Here is a 17,337-nt window from a genome sequence, read left to right as displayed (position 1 = left end):
AACAGGCCACGTGTGGGGGACCTTTCAGAAGTCGGGCGGCTGCGCTCCCACCAGCCACATGGAGAAGAACTGCGACCCGCCGCCATAGGCGTGCCCGAGTACCTTCCTGGCCCGTTCCACTTGGTGTTCCCCGGCCTGTCCGCGCACCTGGAGGGCGGCCTCGGCGAAGCGGATCATGCCGGAGGCGCCGATCGGGTTGGTGGACAGCACGCCGCCCGACATGTTGACGGGCAGGTCGCCGTCGAGTGCGGTCACCCCGGACTCGGTGAGCTTCCAGCCCTCGCCCTCCGCGGCGAAGCCGAGGTTCTCCAGCCACATGGGCTCGTACCAGGAGAACGGCACGTACATCTCGACGGCGTCGATGTCCCGGCGCGGGTCGGTGATGCCGGCCTGCCGGTAGACGTCGGCGGCGCAGTCCTTGCCGGCCTGCGGGGAGACGAAGTCCTTCCCGGCGAACAGGGTGGGTTCGCTGCGCATGGCACCGCCGAGCATCCAGGCGGGCGGGCGGGGGGCGCGGGCGGCGCCGGCCCGGTCGGTGAGGACCATCGCGCAGGCCCCGTCGGAGGAGGGACAGGTCTCCGAGTAGCGGATGGGGTCCCACAGCATCGGGGACGCCTGGACCCGCTCCAGGGTGATGTCGTGCTCGTGCAGGTGGGCGTACGGGTTCTTGAGGGCGTTGCGCCGGTCCTTGTAGGCGACCAGGGAGCCGACGGTGTCGGGGGCACCGCTGCGCCGCATGTACGCGCGCACGTGGGGCGCGAAGAAGCCGCCCGCGCCCGCCAGCAGCGGCTGCTGGAAGGGGATCGGCAGGGACAGGCCCCACATGGCGTTGGACTCGGACTGCTTCTCGAAGGCGAGGGTGAGCACGGTGGCGTGCACCCGGGAGGCGACGAGACCGGCCGCGACCAGGGCGGTGGAGCCGCCGACGGAACCGGCGGTGTGCACCCGCAGCAGCGGCTTGCCCACCGCGCCGAGCGCGTCGGCCAGGTACAGCTCCGGCATCATCACGCCCTCGAAGAAGTCGGGCGCCTTGCCGATGACCACGGCGTCGATGTCGGACCAGGTCAGCTCGGCGTCGTCGAGGGCGCGGCGGGCCGCCTCGCGGACCAGGCCCGCGATCGACACGTCCCGGCGGGCCGCCACGTGTTTGGTCTGGCCGATCCCTATGACGGCCACGGGCTCCTTGCTCATCGGGGATCCCCTTCGAGTACGGCGACCAGGTTCTGTTGCAGGCAGGGGCCGGACGTGGCGTGGGCGAGCGCCCGGTCGGACTCGCCGCGTGCGATGCGGGCGGCGGCCTCGCCGATGCGGATGAGTCCGGCCGCCATGACCGGGTTGGCGGCGAGGGCCCCGCCGGACGGGTTGACGCACACCTCGTCGCCGAGCCGCAGCGCCTTGCGCAGGACGACCTCCTGGGCGCTGAACGGCGCGTGCAACTCGGCGGTGTCGACGGGACGTTCGAAGGCACCGGCGCGTTCGGCGGCGAGCCGGGCAGAGGGCGAGTCGGTCAGCTCGCGCAGGCCGAGGGCGTGGGCCTCGACACGGTGGTCGATGCCCCGGATCCAGGCGGGCCGCGGGCACAGCTCACGGGCCCGGTCGCCCGCGGCGAGGATCACGGCGGCGCCGCCGTCGCCGACGGGCGGGCAGTCGCCGGTGCGCAGCGGCCGTACCACGTACTCCCCCTGGGGGACGGAGCCCCGCAGCTGGGCGTGGGGGTTGGCGGCGGCGGACGCCCGGTTGCGGGCGGCGAGCGCGGCCAGCGCGGGCTCGTCCGTCTCCCCCGCGTCGATGAGCGCCTGCGCCTGGAGGGCGGCGAGGGCGACGGCGTCCGGCCACAGCGGGGCGACGTAGTACGGGTCGAGCTGGCGGGTGAGGACGTCCCGGACGGAGCCGGGCGAGGACTTGCCGTAGGAGTAGACGAGGGCGGTGTCGGCGTCACCGGTGAGCAGTTTGGTCCAGGCCTCGTACAGCGCCCAGGCGCCGTCCATCTCGACGTGCGACTCGGAGATCGGCGGCCAGGCGCCGACGCCGTCCAGGGCGAGGGTGAAGGAGAAGGCGCGGCCGGCCAGGTAGTCGCTGGAGCCGGAGCAGGTGAAGCCGATGTCGGAGGTCTTCAGGCCGGTCCTCTCCAGCACCTCGTGCAGGACCGGCAGGAGCATCTCCGCCTCGGAGTGTTCCTCGTCGGCACGCCGGTGGGCGGTCTGCGCGAAGGCGACGACGGCGATCTCCCGGGGGGCCGGCGCGTCTGCACGGGTCACAGCAGCTCCTTGTACGTGTCGTAGTCGGCGTCGGGTTCGCCGGTCGGCCGGTAGTGGTCGGGGTGGCGGGCACCCTCGGTCCACACCGGTTCGACGCGCAGGCCCATCCGCACCTGGTCGTAGGGGATGCCGCCGATGCGGCCGTGCAGCGCGAGGCCGGCGCCGTCGAGGGCGATGTGCGCGTAGACGTAGGGCACCTCGATGTCGAGATTCTTGGCCTTGATGTTGACGATGCAGTAGGTGGTCACCGTGCCGCGGGGGCCCACCTCGACCTGCTCGGCGGTGGCGACTCCGCAGGTGGGGCAGGCGCCACGGGGCGGGACGTACACCTTGCGGCAGGACGGGCAGCGTTCACCGACGGTGCGGCGTTCGGCGAGCGCCTCGATGTAGGCGCTCTGGGCGCGGCCGGGTGTGTAGGTGTAGTCGAGGCGGGCGGGGGCAACGATGCCGGTGACGGGGTCCGCGAACGTGCCGCTGTGGCCGGCGGGTTCGGCGGCGGTGCCGTCGTACGGTTCGAAGCAGGCGATGTCGGTGATGGCACCGGTGGGCTCCTCGGCCCAGCGGATCCGCACGCGCAGGCCGGTGTGCACGGAGTCGGGCCCGGGGGCGTCCAGGGCGTGCAGCAGGGGGGTGTCGGCGCCGTCGAGCCTGACCAGGACCCAGGCGAAGGGGGTGGTGAGGGGCTGGCCGGGCCGGGGCTCGTGGTTCCAGGCCCAGGTGGTGACCGTGCCGGTGGGGGCGACCTCGACGAGGTCGCGGATCTCCTCGGCGGTCACCGGGTCGTACTCGACGGGCGGTACCAGGGTGCGGCCGTCGTCCGTGCGCACACCGAGCACGACGCGTTCGCGCAGGCCGGTGAGGAAGGCGCTCTGGACGGGGCCGAGCGAGCGGGTGAAGGGGAACTCCAGGACGAGGGGGGCCTTGAGGACTTCGGGCATCGACGGCTGTCTCCTTCGCGGTTCGGGCGGCCCGGCACGGGGTCAGGCACGCTTGTAGACGGGGGGCCGCTTCTCCGCGAAGGCGCGGGCGCCCTCCTTGGCGTCGGCGGTGTCGAAGACCGGCCAGCCGCGTTCGAGTTCCGCGGCGAGGCCGTCGGTCTCGGTCATCTCGGCCGTCTCGTACACGGACGCCTTGACGGCCTCGACGGCGAGCGGGCCGCAGGCGTTGATCCGCTCGGCGATCTCCAGGGCGCGGGCGAGCGCGGCGCCGCCGGCGACGACGTGGCCGATCAGTCCGATGCCGGCGGCTTCGCGGGCGCTGTACGGCCGGCCGGTGAGCAGCATTTCCAGGGCGTGGGTGCGGGGGATCTGGCGTTGCAGCCGGACGGTGGAACCGCCGATCGGGAACAGGCCGCGCCTGACCTCGAAGAGGCCGAAGGTCGCGGACTCGCCGGCCACCCGGATGTCGGTGCCCTGCAAGATCTCCGTGCCGCCGGCGACGCAGTGCCCTTCGACGGCGGCGATCACCGGTTTGCGCGGCCGGTGGTGGCGCAGCATGGCTTTCCAGTGCAGGTCGGGGTCGGCCTTGAGCCGGTCCCGGTACTGCTCGCCCACCATGCCGCCACCGGCCAGGGCCTTGAGGTCCATCCCGGCGCAGAAGGCGCTTCCGGCGCCGGTGAGCACGATCGAGCGGACGGTGTCGTCGGCGTCGGCCTGCAGCCAGCCGTCGTACAGGCCGACGAGCATCGGCAGCGAGAGCGCGTTCTTGGCCTCGGGCCTGTTGAGTGTGAGTACCAGTGTGGCGCCTTCGTGCCGCACGGTGAGGTGTTCGGTGCCGGCCATGACCCATCTCCCCTCTGCCGGAACGAGAACAGGTTGCAGTAGGCGCGTGGGCACTTCAAGGGTTTTCTGACAGTCAGTCAGATTTCTTCGCGGGAAGCCTTCACAGTTGCGGCACCCTTTGCTCTGATGACCGGCGAACCGTCGGATACCAGGTACACCCGGGTCAGGAGGAACGGTGGAGTACAACCTTGCCGACCTGTTCGAGTCGGTCGTCGACGTGGTCCCGGACCGCGAAGCCCTCGTGTACATCGACCACCCGGGTACCGGCGCGGAGCGCCGCCTGACGTATGCGGAGCTGGACGCGGCGGCGAACCGCATCGGGCACCATCTCGCCGACAGCGGGATACGCCCGGGCGAGCATCTGGGGCTCCACCTCTACAACGGCGTCGAGTACCTGCAGACGGTGCTCGGCTGCCTGAAGGCACGCGTCGTCCCGGTCAACGTCAACTACCGCTACGTGGAGGACGAGCTGGCCTATCTCTACCAGGACGCGGATCTGGTGGCGCTGGTCTTCGACGCGGAGTTCACGGACCGGGTCGCGGCGGCGCTGCCGCGCTCGGGCGGGCTGCGGCATCTGGTGCGGGTGGGTGCCGCGGCGCCGGGCGCGGCCGAGGTGCCCGCCGTGGCGTTCACCGACGCCGAGGCCGCCGGGTCGCCGGAGCGGGGCTTCGCGGCACGCTCGGCCGACGACCAGTTCATCATCTACACCGGTGGCACCACCGGGATGCCCAAGGGCGTGATGTGGCGGCAGGAGGATCTGTTCTTCTCGGGCATGGGGGGCGGGGCGCCGACCGGTGAGCCGGTGCGCACACCGGAGGAACTGTCCGAGCGGGTCGCGGCCGGCGGCGCCGGGATCACTTTCTTCCCCACTCCCCCGCTGATGCACGGCACGTCCACGCTGACGGCGTTCATCGGGTTCAACTTCGGGCAGCGCGTGGTGCTGCACCGCAAGTTCACGCCCGAGGACGTGCTGCGGACGGTGGAGAAGGAGAAGGTCTCCAGCATGTCCCTGGTCGGCGACGCGATGCTGCGGCCGCTGATCGACGCGTTGCGGGGCCCGATGAAGGGCACGGACTGCTCGTCGGTGTTCAGCGTCTCGTCGTCGGGGGCGATCATGTCGGAGACGGTGCGCCGGGAGTTCGGCGAACTCGTCCCGAACGCCATGCTGCTGAACAACTTCGGGTCCTCCGAGTCCGGGTTCAACGGCACGGCGACGGCCGACTCCGGCCCCGAGCGCGGATTCCGCATCCGGGTCAACTCCCGCACCCTGGTGGTCGATCCGGCCACCCGTGAACCGGTCGCGGCCGGTGAGGTGGGGCGGGTGGCGCAGTGCGGGCACGTACCGCTCGGCTACTACAACGACCCGGCGAAGACCGCCGAGACCTTCTTCGAGAAGCACGGCCGCCGCTGGGTGCTGCTGGGCGACATGGCCACCGTGGACGAGGACGGCGTCGTGACCGTGCTCGGCCGCGGCTCGCAGTGCATCAACACCGGCGGGGAGAAGGTCTACCCGGAAGAGGTCGAACAGGCGCTCAAGTCGCATCCGGACGTGTACGACGCGCTCGTGGCCGGGGTGCCGGACGCCACCTGGGGCAATCATGTGGCGGCGGTGGTGCAGTTGCGCGAGGGCGCCGGCCCGTTGTCCCTGGCGGACGTCCAGCAGCACTGCCGCACCCAGCTGGCCGGCTACAAGATCCCGCGCCAGCTCGTGCTCACGGAGACGATCCAGCGCTCGCCAAGCGGCAAGGCGGACTACCGGTGGGCGCGGGAGGTGGCGGCCGCCGCGGACCGGTAGGACGCCCGCCCGGCGCACACGGGTGGTCCGCCGGACGGCGCCTGCGCCTACCCCGGAGGGGGCAAGGCGTCCGCCGGGCTCAGCTCCAGGAAGGCGGCGATCCGGCGCACGAAGCGCTCCGCGTCGTCCAGCCAGGGATGGTGCCCGGCGCCGCCGACTCTCCGGTCCCGCGCAGGTCGAACAGGGGCAGTCGGCGCCGGGCGGCCAGTCCGCCCAGGTCACCGAGGCAGGCCGAGGCCCGCATGGGGCCTCCGGGCAGCACGACGAGAGGCTCCCCCTCGCCGCGGACGTGGTACGCGAGACGGGTTCCGCCGGGCGCGGTGAACGCGGGCATGCCGCCGGTCATCCGGCTGAGCCGGGCCGGCCCACAACGGGATTCCGGATCGGCCGGACGGGCGAGAATGTGCAGGCTGCCCCCTTGCCCGGGCTGCCCCGGCCTGAATTACTGATCCCGGACACGGCGACCGAATGATCGGTCGTCCAAGTCGAGGCGAGCCGATGTGCCCGGTGAGGGAGAGGTACCCCATGACGGAGGCCAGTGAGCTGTTCGACGCGGGGGAACGTCTCGGCCCCACGGCACTGCGGCGGCTTCAGCTGGAGCGGCTGCGGACCACCCTGCGCCGCGCCTACGACCACGTGCCGTTCTACCGCGAGTCCTTCGACAAGGCAGGCGTCCACCCGCAGGACTGCCGGTCCCTGGAGGACCTGGCCCGCTTCCCCTTCACCGCCAAGGCGGACCTGCGCGAGCACTACCCGTTCGGGATGTTCGCCGTGCCGCGCGACCGGATCCGCCGGATCCACGCGTCGAGCGGCACGACGGGGCGCCCCACCGTGGTCGGCTACACGGAGAACGACCTCTCGCTGTGGGCCGACATGGTGGCCCGTTCCATCCGGGCGGCGGGCGGGCGGCCCGGGGACACCGTCCACGTGGCCTACGGCTACGGCCTGTTCACCGGCGGCCTCGGCGCCCACTACGGCGCCGAGCGCCTGGGGTGCACGGTGATCCCCGCGTCCGGCGGCATGACCGCCCGCCAGGTCCGGCTCATCACGGACCTGGAGCCCCGGATCATCATGGTCACGCCCTCGTACATGCTCACCCTGCTCGACGAGTTCGAGCGGCAGGGCGTGGATCCACGCGGCACGTCGCTGCGGGTGGGCCTGTTCGGTGCGGAGCCGTGGACGGAGGAGATGCGGCGGGAGATCGAGGAGCGGTTCGGGATCGACGCCGTCGACATCTACGGTCTGTCCGAGGTGATCGGTCCGGGCGTCGCGCAGGAGTGCGTGGAGACCAAGGACGGCCTGCACATCTGGGAGGACCACTTCTATCCGGAGGTCGTCGACCCGGTCACCGGTGAGCTGCTGCCCGAGGGCGCGGAGGGCGAACTGGTCTTCACCTCGCTCACCAAGGAGGCCATGCCGGTCGTCCGGTACCGGACCCGCGACCTGACCCGGCTGCTGCCGGGCACGGCCCGGGTGTTCCGGCGGATGCAGAAGATCACCGGCCGCAGCGACGACCTGGTGATCGTGCGGGGCGTCAACCTGTTCCCGACGCAGGTCGAGGAGATCGTGCTGCGCACCCCCGGCCTCGCCCCGCACTTCCAGCTCCGCCTCACCCGCCAGGGCCGCCTGGACGCCCTCACCGTACGGGTCGAGGCACGCCCCGGCGCGACCCCCGGGACCCGCCAGGAGGCGGCCCGGCTCGTCGCCGCGGCCGTCAAGGACGGCATCGGCGTCTCGGCCGACGTGGAGATCGTCGAACCGGAGTCGCTGGAGCGGTCGGTGGGCAAGATCCGCCGGATCGTTGACCTGCGACCGCGCTGAGCGCTCCGCGGACGGTGCGGCACCGTCGGCCGTCCACGGCGCCGTCGCCCGTCCCGCTCAGTCCCCGCCGCCGAAACGGGCCCGGAGTTCCCGCTTGAGGATCTTGCCGCTGGCGTTGCGCGGGAGTTCCGTCACGAACAGCACGCGCTTGGGTGCCTTGAACGGGGTGAGCCGCTCGCGTGCGTGGGCGATCAGTTCGGCCTCGGTGACCTCGCCGCGCGGCACGACGACCGCCGTGACGGCCTCGACCCAGCGTTCGTCGGGCAGCCCGACTACGGCGGCCTCGGCCACCCCCTCGTGCGTGTACAGGGCGTCCTCGACCTGCCGCGAGGCGATCAGCACTCCGCCGGAGTTGATGACGTCCTTCACCCGGTCGACGATCGTGAGGTATCCGTCGGCGTCCCGCACCGCGAGATCGCCGGAGCGGAACCAGCCGTCACGGAACGCCTGCGCGGTCTCCTCGGCCTTGTCCCAGTAGCCCTCGCACAGCTGCGGTGAGCGGTAGACGACCTCGCCCGGTGTGCCGTCGGGCACGTCCGCGCCGTTCTCGTCGACCACGCGCGCGTCCACGAACAGCACACTGCGGCCGCAGGAGTCGAGCCGGCCCGCGTGCTCGTCGGGGCCGAGCACGGTGGCCAGGGGGCCGATCTCGCTCTGTCCGAAGCAGTTGTAGAAGGCCAGTTCGGGCAGGCGCTCCTGAAGCCGTTCCAGGACCGGCACGGGCATGATCGACGCCCCGTAGTACGCCTTGCGCAGCCCGCCGAGGTCGCGGGTGGTGAAGTCGGGCCGGTTCGACAGCGCGATCCACACGGTGGGCGGTGCGAACAGACTGTCCACACGCCCGGCCTCGATCAGGTCGAAGAGGGTGTCGCCGTCGGGCGCGTCGAGGACGGCGTTGGTGGCGCCGACGGCGAGGTAGGGCAGCAGGAACACGTGCAGTTGCGCCGAGTGGTACAGCGGCAGCGCGTGCGCGGGCCGGTCACCGGCCCGCAGGTCGAGGGCGGTGATCGCGCTCAAGTACGCGTGGACCAGCGCCCGGTGGGTCATCATCGCGCCCTTCGGCAGCGCGGTGGTGCCGGAGGTGTACAGCAGTTGCACCAGGTCCTCGGCGCGCGGTTCGGGACCGTCGTACGGCGCTGCCGTCGCGAGCGAGGCGAGGAGCGAGTCGTCGGTGTCGCGCAGCGGCAGCACGGGGACGCCGGCCGGCAGCCGTCCGGCGAGGGCCGGGTCGGCGAGCACCAGCGCGCTGCCCGACTGGGTGACGATGTAGGCGAGGTCGTCGCCGGTCAGGTGGTGGTTGACCGGCACATGGACCAGGCCCGCCCGGGCGCAGGCGAGGAAGGCGATCACATAGGCGTCGGAGTTGTGGCCGTAGGCGCCGACCCGGTCGCCGGGGGCCAGGCCGCGGGCGCGCAGCAGGCCGGCGGCGCGGGAGACGGCGTCGTCGAGTTCCGCGTAGGTCCACCGTCGTTCGCCGTACTCGACCGAGATCCGTGCGGGTGTGCGCCGGGCGCTGCGCCGCAGCACACCGTCGACCGTGCTGCCGTGTCCCTGCCTCATGGCACCCGATCCTGCGGGCGGTGCGCGAGCGGGTCAAGGACGCGGCGGCACGGCGGGAAGCCCGCGTCGCGCGGCGGGGTTGCCGGTGGGGCCGCCGGCCCCCGCCGTCGCGCGGGCCGGCGGCATGGTCATACGGGCCGGTTCCGGCCCTCCCAGTAGGGGTCCCGCAGCCGTCGCTTGTACAGCTTGCCGTTGGGGTCGCGGGGCAGTTCGGCGACGAAGTCGACGGACCTGGGGCACTTGTAGCCGGCGAGGTGCCGCGCGCAGTGGTCGAGCAGGGCGGCGGCGAGGCCGGGTCCCGGCTCGTGCCCCGGGGCCGGTTCCACCACGGCCTTGACCTCCTCGCCCCAGTCGTCGTGCGGGATGCCGAAGGCGGCGGCGTCGGCGACGGCGGGGTGGGCGAGCAGGGCGGACTCGATCTCGGCCGGATAAATGTTCACGCCGCCCGAGATGATCATGTCGATCTTGCGGTCGCGCAGGAAGAGGTAGCCGTCCTCGTCCAGGTAGCCGAGGTCGCCCACGGTGAAGAAGTCACCGATCCGGTTCTTCCGGGTCTTCGCCTCGTCCTTGTGGTAGGAGAATCCACCGGTGTTCATCTTCAGGTAGACGGTGCCGAGTTCGCCGGGCGCGAGCCGGTTGCCCTCGTCGTCGAAGATCGCGAGTTCGCTGATCGGCCAGGCCCTGCCGACCGTGCCGGGCTTCTTCAGCCAGTCCTCGGCGGTCGCGAAGGCACCGCCGCCCTCGCTGGCCGCGTAGTACTCCTCGACGCTGTGGCCCCACCAGTCGATCATGGCCCGTTTCACGTGGTCGGGGCAGGGCGCGGCGCCGTGGATGGCGTGCCGCATGGACGACACGTCGTACGCCTGCCGGACCCGCTCCGGCAGCGCCAGCAGGCGGTGGAACTGGGTCGGGACCATATGGGTGTGGGTGCACCTGTGGGTGTCCATGAGGCGGAGCATCTCCTCGGGCGTCCACTTGTCCATCAGCACCAGCAGATGCCCGATGTGCAGCGACGCGCCCGCGAACTGGAGCACGGCCGTGTGGTAGAGCGGCGAGCAGACCAGGTGGACGTTGTCGTCGAACGGCTTGATGCCGAAGATGCCGAGGAACCCGCCGAGGTACGCCTCCTCGGGGGGTTTTCCGGGCAGTGGGCGCCGGATGCCGCGGGGCCGGCCGGTGGTGCCCGAGGTGTAGTTCATCACCCAGCCGAGGGTGCGGTCGGCGGGCGCCGACGCGTCCTGTCCGGCGAGGAGTTCGGCGTACGGCCTGAAGCCCTCGACGGTGCCGACCGCGTACCGGTGTGTCGCCGGGAGGCCGGCCTCGTCGGCGGCCTGGCGGGCGGACTGCGCGAACCGTTCGTGCGCGACGAGCACCTTGGCGCCGGAGTCGGCGACGATCCAGGCGATCTCGGGTCCGACGAGGTGGTGGTTGACCGGCACGAGGTAGAACCCGGCCTGGCTGGCGGCCAGGTACGCGGTGAAGAACTCGACGCCGTTGGGCAGCACGACGGCGAAGGCGTCGCCGCGCTCCAGGCCCGCCGCGCGCAGGCCGCGGACCAGTTGGTTGACGGCGGCGTGCAGCCGGCCGGCGGTCCACGCCTCGCCGTCGGGGGCGATCAGGACGGTGCGGTCGGGGTCCTGGGTGGCCTGGGCCCAGAAACCGGTGGGAGGTGTGCTCACGACTGGCCGCTCCTTCCGGCGATGCGGTTGATGCGGTCGACGGCCCGCTCGAAGCCTCGGGTGAGGTCGTCGAAGACGGCCCGGACGTCTCGTTGGGCGGTCATCCGGCCGACGATCTGTCCGACGGGGGTGCCGAGCAGCGGCTCGACCTCGTACTTCTGGATCCGGGAGACCGCCTCGGCGACCAGCAGGCCCTGAAGCGGCATGGGCAGGGTGCCGGGTCCGTCCGGGTCGTCCCAGGCGTCGGTCCACTCGGTGCGCAGCTGGCGTGCGGGCTTGCCCGTGAGGGAGCGGGAACGGACGGTGTCGGCGGACCCGGCGGCGAGGAGTTTGCGGGTGAGGGCGGGGGAATGCAGGTCCGCCTCCGTGGTGGTCAGCCAGATGGAACCCAGCCACACGCCCTGGGCGCCCAGGCTCAGCGCGGCTGCCACCTGCTGTCCGCTGCCGATGCCGCCCGCCGCCAGCACGGGCAGCGGGGCGACGGCGTCGACCACCTCGGGTGTCAGCACCATGGAGGCGATCTCCCCGGTGTGGCCGCCCGCCTCGTAGCCCTGCGCCACGACGATGTCGATGCCCGCGTCCCGGTGCTTGCGGGCGTGCCGGGCGCTGCCCGCGAGGGCGGCGACGAGCACGTTTTGGTCGTGGGCGCGGGCCACGACGTCGGCGGGCGGGGAGCCGAGGGCGTTGGCCAGGAGCCGGATCGGGTAGTCGAAGGCGACGTCGAGCTGGGTGCGGGCCACGTGTTCCATCCAGCCGGTGATGCGCCAGCCGGACGCCTCGCCGTCGGCGAGTCCGGGCACGCCGTACTTGGCGAGGGTGTCCGTGACGAACTGGCGGTGTCCCTCGGGGATCATCGCCTCGACGTCGGTCTCGCTGACGCCCTCCACCTTCTTGGCGGGCATGACCACGTCGAGGCCGTAGGGCCGGCCGTCGACATGGGCCTCGATCCAGTCGAGGTCGCGTTTCAGGTCGTCGGGGTCGGTGTAGCGGACCGCGCCGAGCACCCCGAAGCCGCCGGCCCGGCTGATGGCCGCGGCGACGGCGGGAAACGGCGTGAAGCCGAAGACGGCGTGCTCGACTCCCAGTTGCTTGCTCAGCTCCGTCTGCATGGGCGCAGGATGCCGCAGTCCCCGGGACGACGGAAGAGGTTTTCTGATACAGCGTCAGATTCTTCGGAAGGCCGTACCCGGGCCGCGCCCACCGTCGGCGCACCCTGCCTGCGACGGCACCGCCGCGGCCCGGGCGCCGTGCCCCGGCCGGAAGGCGGCGGCACGGCGGACACCACCCGGCACCGCGGAATTTTCAGTCCCGCTCCAGCACCGCCATCGCCGCGTTGTGGCCGGGCACCCCGCTCACCCCGCCCCCGCGCACCGCGCCCGCACCGCACAGCAGGACATTGGCGTGCCGGGTCTCCACGCCCCAGCGTCCGGTGTCCTCCTGGGCGTAGGGCCAGGCCAGCGCGCGGTGGAAGATGTTGCCGCCGGGCAGCCGCAGGTCGCGCTCCAGGTCGAGCGGGGTCTTCGCCTCGATGCACGGGCGGCCGTGCGCGTCGGTCGCCAGGCAGTCGGCGAGGGGCACGGCCAGGTGGGCGTCGAGCTGGGCGAGCGTCGACTTCAGCAGGTCACGGCGTACGGCGTCGTTGTCCTCGGCGAAGATCCGGGCAGGTGTGTGCAGCCCGAACAGGGTGAGGGTCTGGTATCCCCGGGCGACCAGGTCGGGTCCGAGGATCGAGGGATCGGTCAGGGAGTGGCAGTAGATCTCCGAGGGCGGTGCGGCGGGGAGCCGGCCGGCCGCGGCCTCTCCATAAGCGGCGGCCAGTTGCCCGTACCCCTCGGCGATGTGGAACGTGCCGGCGAACGCCTCCCGCGGATCCACAGTGGTGTCGCGCAGCGCGGGCAGCCGCTTGAGCAGCATGTTGACCTTCAGCTGGGCGCCCTCTGCGGGCTCGGGCCGCGGATCGCCGGTGAGGGCGGCGAGTTCCTGCGGCGAGGCGTTGACGAGCACGTGCCGGGCGGCAACGACGCCCTCGCCGTCGGCCGTCCGGTAGACGACTTCGGCGTGCTGTCCGTCGGTGTCGATACGGATGGCCTCGTGTCCGGTCGCGAGGGTGGCGCCGGCCGTGCGCGCGGCGGCGGCCAGCGCGTCGGTGAGGGCGCCCATGCCACCGACGGGCACGTCCCAGGCGCCGGTGCCGCCCCCGATCACGTGGTAGAGGAAACAGCGGTTCTGCGGCAGGGCGGGGTCGTGGGCGTCGGCGAAGGTGCCGATGAGCGCGTCGGTGAGGACGACGCCCCGCACCAGGTCGTCGCTGAACTCCCGCTCGATCGCGACCCCGATGGGCTCCTCGAACAGGGCCCGCCAGGCGTCCTCGTCGTCGATGCGGCGGCGCAGTTCGTCGCGGGTGGGCAGCGGTTCGACAAGGGTGGGGAAGACCCGCTGGGCAACCCGGCCGGTCATGCCGTAGAAGCGCTGCCAGGCCGCGTACTCGCGCTCGCCGCCGGTCAGCCGCGCGAAGGCGTCCCGGGTGCGCCGCTCGCCGCCGCCGACCAGCAGTCCGGTGGGGCGCCCGGCGCGCTGTGCCGGGGTGTAGGAGGAGATGGTGCGGCCACGGACCCGGAAGGTCAGGCCCAGGTCCCGCACAATCTTCCGGGGCAGCAGGCTGACCAGGTAGGAGTAGCGGGAGAGGCGGGCGTCGACCCCCGCGAACGGGCGGGTCGAGACGGCCGCGCCGCCGGTGTGCTCCAGCCGCTCCAGGACCAGCACGGACCGTCCGGCCCGGGCCAGGTAGGCGGCGGCGACCAGTCCGTTGTGGCCGCCCCCGACGATGACGGCGTCGTAGGTCCGGGATCCCTCGTGTGCAGGCATGGTTCTTCGTAACACGCGGTGATCTACGTCGGCCAGAGGCATGCCGGACCACGGCCCGAGCCCCGACCGACCGCCGACCGGCCATCCTCCGACCAGCGGCCGGCCACCAGCTCGGCGTGCGGCCTCGGCGTGCGGCCTCGGCGTCCGTACGCTCGGCCTCCGCGGGCTCAGCGTCCGCCGGACATCTCCTGCCGCCGGCGCAGCACCGCCACCCTCCGGTACAGCTCGTCCGCCTCGGCACTCCGGCCGAGCTGTGCCAGGCAGTGGGCCTCGTCGCTGCGGCCGGCGAGGGTGTCGGGGTGGTCCGGGCCGAGCACCCGGGCGCGGTCGGCGGCGACGGCGCGGTGCACCTCGCCGGCCTCGGCCCAGCGGCCGAGCCGTCCGAGGCCGAGGCCGACGTTGTGCCGTCCGACGAGCGCGCCGGCGGCCTCCGGCGGCGGGCAGACCATGCCGGGCCGGGCCGGGCCGGTGACCGGCCGCGGGATCCACACACGGGAGAGCCCCGCCGCGGGGTCCGCGGGCGTGATGCGCAGAGCGCCGCCGCCCGCCTTGGGCCCGGCGGTCATGCCCCGGGCCCAGGACGGCAGCCCGGGCACGCGGGACGCCGGTCCGGGCGGCCACGGCCAGCGCGTCACCACCGTCGCGGCACCGGCGGGCGCCGTACGGCCGGTCGTCAGTCGCAGGCCCACCTCGCGTGCGTCGTACGGCCGTTGCTCGGGCCGCTTGGCCAGCAGGTCGAGCACGATCCGTTCGAAGTACTCGGGCAGTTCGGCGCGGTGGCTGCGCAGCGGGACCGGCGGGGTGTCGCGGTGGCCGACGAGGATCGCCCAGGCGTCGCCGAGGTCGAACGGCGGCACGCCGGTGGCGATCTCGTACAGCACGCAGCCCAGCGAGTACAGATCGCTGCGCAGGTCGACCTCCGTGCCGCTGATCTGCTCCGGGGACATGTAGTGCGGGGTGCCCATCGCGATACCCGTGCCGGTCAGCCGGGCGGTGAAGCCGATGTCGTGGCCGAGGCGGGCTAGGCCGAAGTCGCAGATCTTCACGGTCGTGTCGGTGAGCCGCATGATGTTCGCGGGCTTCAGGTCCCGGTGCACGATGCCCTGCCGGTGGGTGTAGGCGAGGGCGGCGGCGATCTGGTCGGCGATGTCGACGATGTCGTCGACCGGCAGCGGGTGCTGCTTGTTGTCCTCCAGCAACTGGCTGAGGTTGCGACCCTCCAGCAGTTCCATCACCAGGTAGAGGATGCCGTCGGACTCGCCGAAGTCGTGGACGACGGTCACCCCGCGGTGGGAGAGCGCGGCGGCCACCCGTGCCTCACGGCGGAACCGTTCCCGCACGACGCGGGTGAATGCGTGGTCGTACTGCGGGCCGAGGGGCTTGAGGCACTTCACGGCGACCTGCCGCCCGAGCGACTCGTCACGGGCCCGCCACACCTCGCCCATCCCGCCCCGCCCGATCAGGTCGAGCAGCCGGTACCGGCCCTGGACCAGTCTGGTGTCCGCCATCGCGCGCCGTCGCCCCCGTCCGTCGCCGCTCGCCCTCCTCGGGGACCGCGCCACGGTACGGCCGAGCCGCCCCGATGCATGACACTCCCCCCGCAAGTCCAGTATGGCGGCCTATCGTCTGACTTTGTATGGCTGCGGACGAACACCCGGCCACCTGCTGCCGGGGCGGCCAGGATGTGCTCGCGCGCATCGCCTCTGCTCCGGCAGGCCGGGACGGGCGGCGCGCACCGTGACATACGATCAGCTCCCTCCAGGCTGGAAGGCGGTCCGCCGATGCCCGTCCCGAACCTGCTCGCGGTGTTCGCCCACCCCGACGACGAATCCCTGTCGGCGGGCGGTGTGCTCGCCCGTCACGCGGCCGCGGGCGCGCGGACCGCAGTCGTCACCGCGACCTGGGCCGAAGGCACCCAGCGGGCCACGGAGTTGGCCGAGGCGCTGCGGATCCTCCGCGCCGGCGGACCGCGGCTGCTCGGCTACGCCGACGCGCGCGTACCCCACTCGGCCCCGGACCGCCCGCGGTTGTGCGACGCACCGCTCGACGAGGCGGTGGGGCGCCTGGTGGCGCACATCCGGGAATTCCGCCCGGACGTCCTGGTCACCCACGACGGCTACGGCGGGCTGACGGGTCACCCGGATCACCTGCACACCCACCGGGTGACCGTGCTCGCTGCCCAGGCCGCCGGGCTGGAGCCGCTCTACCCGGACGCCGGCGCCCCGTGGCAGCCGCGCGCCCTGTATCTGGCCACGCACCCGCATTCGGCCGTGCCCGCGCTGAAGGACGTGATCGGTGCGCGCAAGGCGGCGTACAGCGTTCCCGACGAGCAGGTCACCGCTACCGTCGATGTCCGCCCGTGGCTGGAGCAGAAGATCGCCGCGGTGCTGGCGCATCGCTCGGAGGTGACGCGGGGAGCCCTGCCGGGGATCGTCTCCGGCCTTCCGCGGACCGCGTGGGAGCGGCTGTTCGCCACCGAGTGGTTCATCCGTCACCCTCTTGTGGCGGAGGCCGCGCCCCGGACGGAACTGACCGCCTGACGACACCGGCCCGCTGTCCTGCTGCCCCGTGGTCCCTGTCCACGTGCTGCGGTCAGGGCCTCGTGACGTTCTCCTGGGCCAGGCGGCGGCGCACCGCCGCGTGGATCTCCGAGGGGCCGCGTGCCCATTCGAGCGTACGGCCGACCGCCGTGGCCGCCGGGCGGTCCCAGCAGGCGCGCACGGCTGCCGGACGGCCGATGCCCAGTTCGGACCGCGCCCAGTCCGGCAGGAGGCCGACCGCGGCGTTCATCAACTGGTGCACGACCAGCCGCTCCCGTGCGGTGCGGCCGAACCCGCGGAGGAATCGCACGGAGTCCCACGCGGCCTCGGTCGCCCGGAGCCGGGGGCGTATGCGGGCCAGGTAGCGCTCGGCCTGCCGGGTGTCACGGGGCACCTGCTCCGCGCCGAGCAGCTCGGCGACCGGGGCGACCTGACGGTAGTACGCGTCGCACTCGGCGGGGGTGAGCCGGTACCGGCGCGGCGCGTACGTCTGATAGCCCGCCAGGAAGCTGCGTACCTCCGCGGTGTGCACCCAGGTCAGCAGTTCGGGGTCGTCGGCGCGGTAGGGCCGGCCGTCCGGTGCGGTGCCCCGGACCCGGGTGTGGATGCGCCGCACCCGGGCGATCGCCTCGTGCGCGGCCCGCGTGGAGCCGAAGGTCGTCGTGGTGACGAACCCCGCGGTGCCGGCGAGCCGGCCGACCGGGTCGGACCGGAAGTCCGAGTGCTGGTCGACCCCGGCCATGGCCAGCGGGTGCAGTGACTGGAGCATCAGCGCCGCGAAGCCGCCGGTGAGCATGCCGGTCAGATGCCCGTGCACCCGCCAGGCGGGATCGCCGGGGGTGACGCCCAGCAGCCCGGGATCACCGGCCGGACCCTCGTACAGGTCCAGTTCGAGGTGCCCGCCGTGCACGGTCGCCTTGAGTTCGTCCGCGACCCGGGTCCGCAGCCCCACGTGTGCCTCCGCGATCCGATGCAGCCGATGTTCCGGCTCCATTGTCTCCGGCCTGCGGGAAACGGACCCCGGGGTGTCCCGGGGCA

At 72.8% G+C, this 17,337-nt stretch carries 12 protein-coding genes and 2 pseudogenes; 3 read left to right on the top strand and 11 right to left on the bottom strand.

Translation table 11 applies throughout. From position 1 onward, the window contains the following. Positions 1–24: 24 nt before the first annotated feature. Genes ACFYPJ_RS15090 through ACFYPJ_RS15075 form a run of 4 tightly spaced genes read right to left on the bottom strand, consistent with a single transcriptional unit; the run spans position 25 to position 4,039 of the window. Positions 25–1,191 (bottom strand): thiolase domain-containing protein, encoded by a 1,167-nt coding sequence (locus tag ACFYPJ_RS15090; RefSeq protein WP_389015955.1) that lies wholly within the window; start codon positions 1,189–1,191, stop codon positions 25–27. Then, positions 1,188–2,258, bottom strand: a complete 1,071-nt coding sequence (locus ACFYPJ_RS15085) for a thiolase domain-containing protein (RefSeq protein ID WP_389015952.1) — start codon at positions 2,256–2,258, stop codon at positions 1,188–1,190. The genes ACFYPJ_RS15090 and ACFYPJ_RS15085 overlap by 4 nt, the downstream gene beginning before the upstream one ends. Beyond that, positions 2,255–3,196, bottom strand: a complete 942-nt coding sequence (locus ACFYPJ_RS15080) for a Zn-ribbon domain-containing OB-fold protein (RefSeq protein ID WP_389015950.1) — start codon at positions 3,194–3,196, stop codon at positions 2,255–2,257. Before ACFYPJ_RS15080 ends, ACFYPJ_RS15085 begins: the two co-directional genes overlap by 4 nt. 42 nt (positions 3,197–3,238) lie before the next feature. Next, positions 3,239–4,039 carry a crotonase/enoyl-CoA hydratase family protein gene (locus tag ACFYPJ_RS15075; protein WP_389015947.1) on the bottom strand — a complete coding sequence of 267 codons (801 nt, stop codon included), beginning with the start codon at positions 4,037–4,039 and terminating at the stop codon, positions 3,239–3,241. Positions 4,040–4,214: 175 nt separating this feature from the next. On the opposite strand from ACFYPJ_RS15075, the gene ACFYPJ_RS15070 reads away from it, so the two are divergent. Then, on the top strand, positions 4,215–5,834 hold the full coding sequence (locus ACFYPJ_RS15070) for an acyl-CoA synthetase (protein ID WP_389015945.1): 1,620 nt from the start codon (positions 4,215–4,217) through the stop codon (positions 5,832–5,834). Between the two features lie 145 nt (positions 5,835–5,979). Here ACFYPJ_RS15070 and ACFYPJ_RS15065 read toward each other — a convergent pair. Continuing rightward, positions 5,980–6,168, bottom strand: a pseudogene (locus ACFYPJ_RS15065) (alpha/beta fold hydrolase); the annotation flags it as partial. A 191-nt stretch (positions 6,169–6,359) separates the two neighbouring features. Here ACFYPJ_RS15065 and paaK point away from each other — a divergent pair. Beyond that, the gene (gene paaK, locus ACFYPJ_RS15060; protein ID WP_389015942.1) at positions 6,360–7,655 is read left to right on the top strand and encodes a phenylacetate--CoA ligase PaaK; all 1,296 of its coding nucleotides are present in this window, start codon (positions 6,360–6,362) and stop codon (positions 7,653–7,655) included. A 57-nt stretch (positions 7,656–7,712) separates the two neighbouring features. On the opposite strand, the gene ACFYPJ_RS15055 is transcribed toward paaK, so the two are convergent. From ACFYPJ_RS15055 to ACFYPJ_RS15035, 5 genes and pseudogenes are all read right to left on the bottom strand, one after another. Then, positions 7,713–9,215, bottom strand: coding sequence for an acyl-CoA synthetase (locus ACFYPJ_RS15055; RefSeq protein ID WP_389015938.1), 1,503 nt, complete (start codon positions 9,213–9,215; stop codon positions 7,713–7,715). A gap of 128 nt (positions 9,216–9,343) precedes the next feature. Continuing rightward, positions 9,344–10,894, bottom strand: coding sequence for an acyl-CoA synthetase (locus ACFYPJ_RS15050; RefSeq protein WP_389015935.1), 1,551 nt, complete (start codon positions 10,892–10,894; stop codon positions 9,344–9,346). Beyond that, the gene (locus tag ACFYPJ_RS15045) at positions 10,891–12,003 is read right to left on the bottom strand and encodes a nitronate monooxygenase (RefSeq protein WP_389015932.1); all 1,113 of its coding nucleotides are present in this window, start codon (positions 12,001–12,003) and stop codon (positions 10,891–10,893) included. Before ACFYPJ_RS15045 ends, ACFYPJ_RS15050 begins: the two co-directional genes overlap by 4 nt. Positions 12,004–12,196: 193 nt before the next feature. Next, positions 12,197–13,759, bottom strand: a complete 1,563-nt coding sequence (locus tag ACFYPJ_RS15040; protein ID WP_389015930.1) for a phytoene desaturase family protein — start codon at positions 13,757–13,759, stop codon at positions 12,197–12,199. 191 nt (positions 13,760–13,950) lie between these two features. After that, positions 13,951–15,267: pseudogene (locus ACFYPJ_RS15035) on the bottom strand (protein kinase); the annotation flags it as partial. Between the two features lie 273 nt (positions 15,268–15,540). On the opposite strand from ACFYPJ_RS15035, the gene ACFYPJ_RS15030 reads away from it, so the two are divergent. Further along, positions 15,541–16,299, top strand: coding sequence for a PIG-L deacetylase family protein (locus ACFYPJ_RS15030; RefSeq protein WP_389015927.1), 759 nt, complete (start codon positions 15,541–15,543; stop codon positions 16,297–16,299). Positions 16,300–16,351: 52 nt separating this feature from the next. Here the strand turns inward: ACFYPJ_RS15030 and ACFYPJ_RS15025 are convergent, their stop codons facing one another. Continuing rightward, positions 16,352–17,251, bottom strand: a complete 900-nt coding sequence (locus ACFYPJ_RS15025; RefSeq protein ID WP_389015925.1) for an oxygenase MpaB family protein — start codon at positions 17,249–17,251, stop codon at positions 16,352–16,354. Positions 17,252–17,337 lie beyond the last annotated feature (86 nt).

The organism is Streptomyces sp. NPDC006012 (assembly GCF_042871185.1).
GTDB lineage: Bacteria > Actinomycetota > Actinomycetes > Streptomycetales > Streptomycetaceae > Streptomyces.
This window is presented reverse-complemented; position numbering and strand designations above follow the sequence as displayed.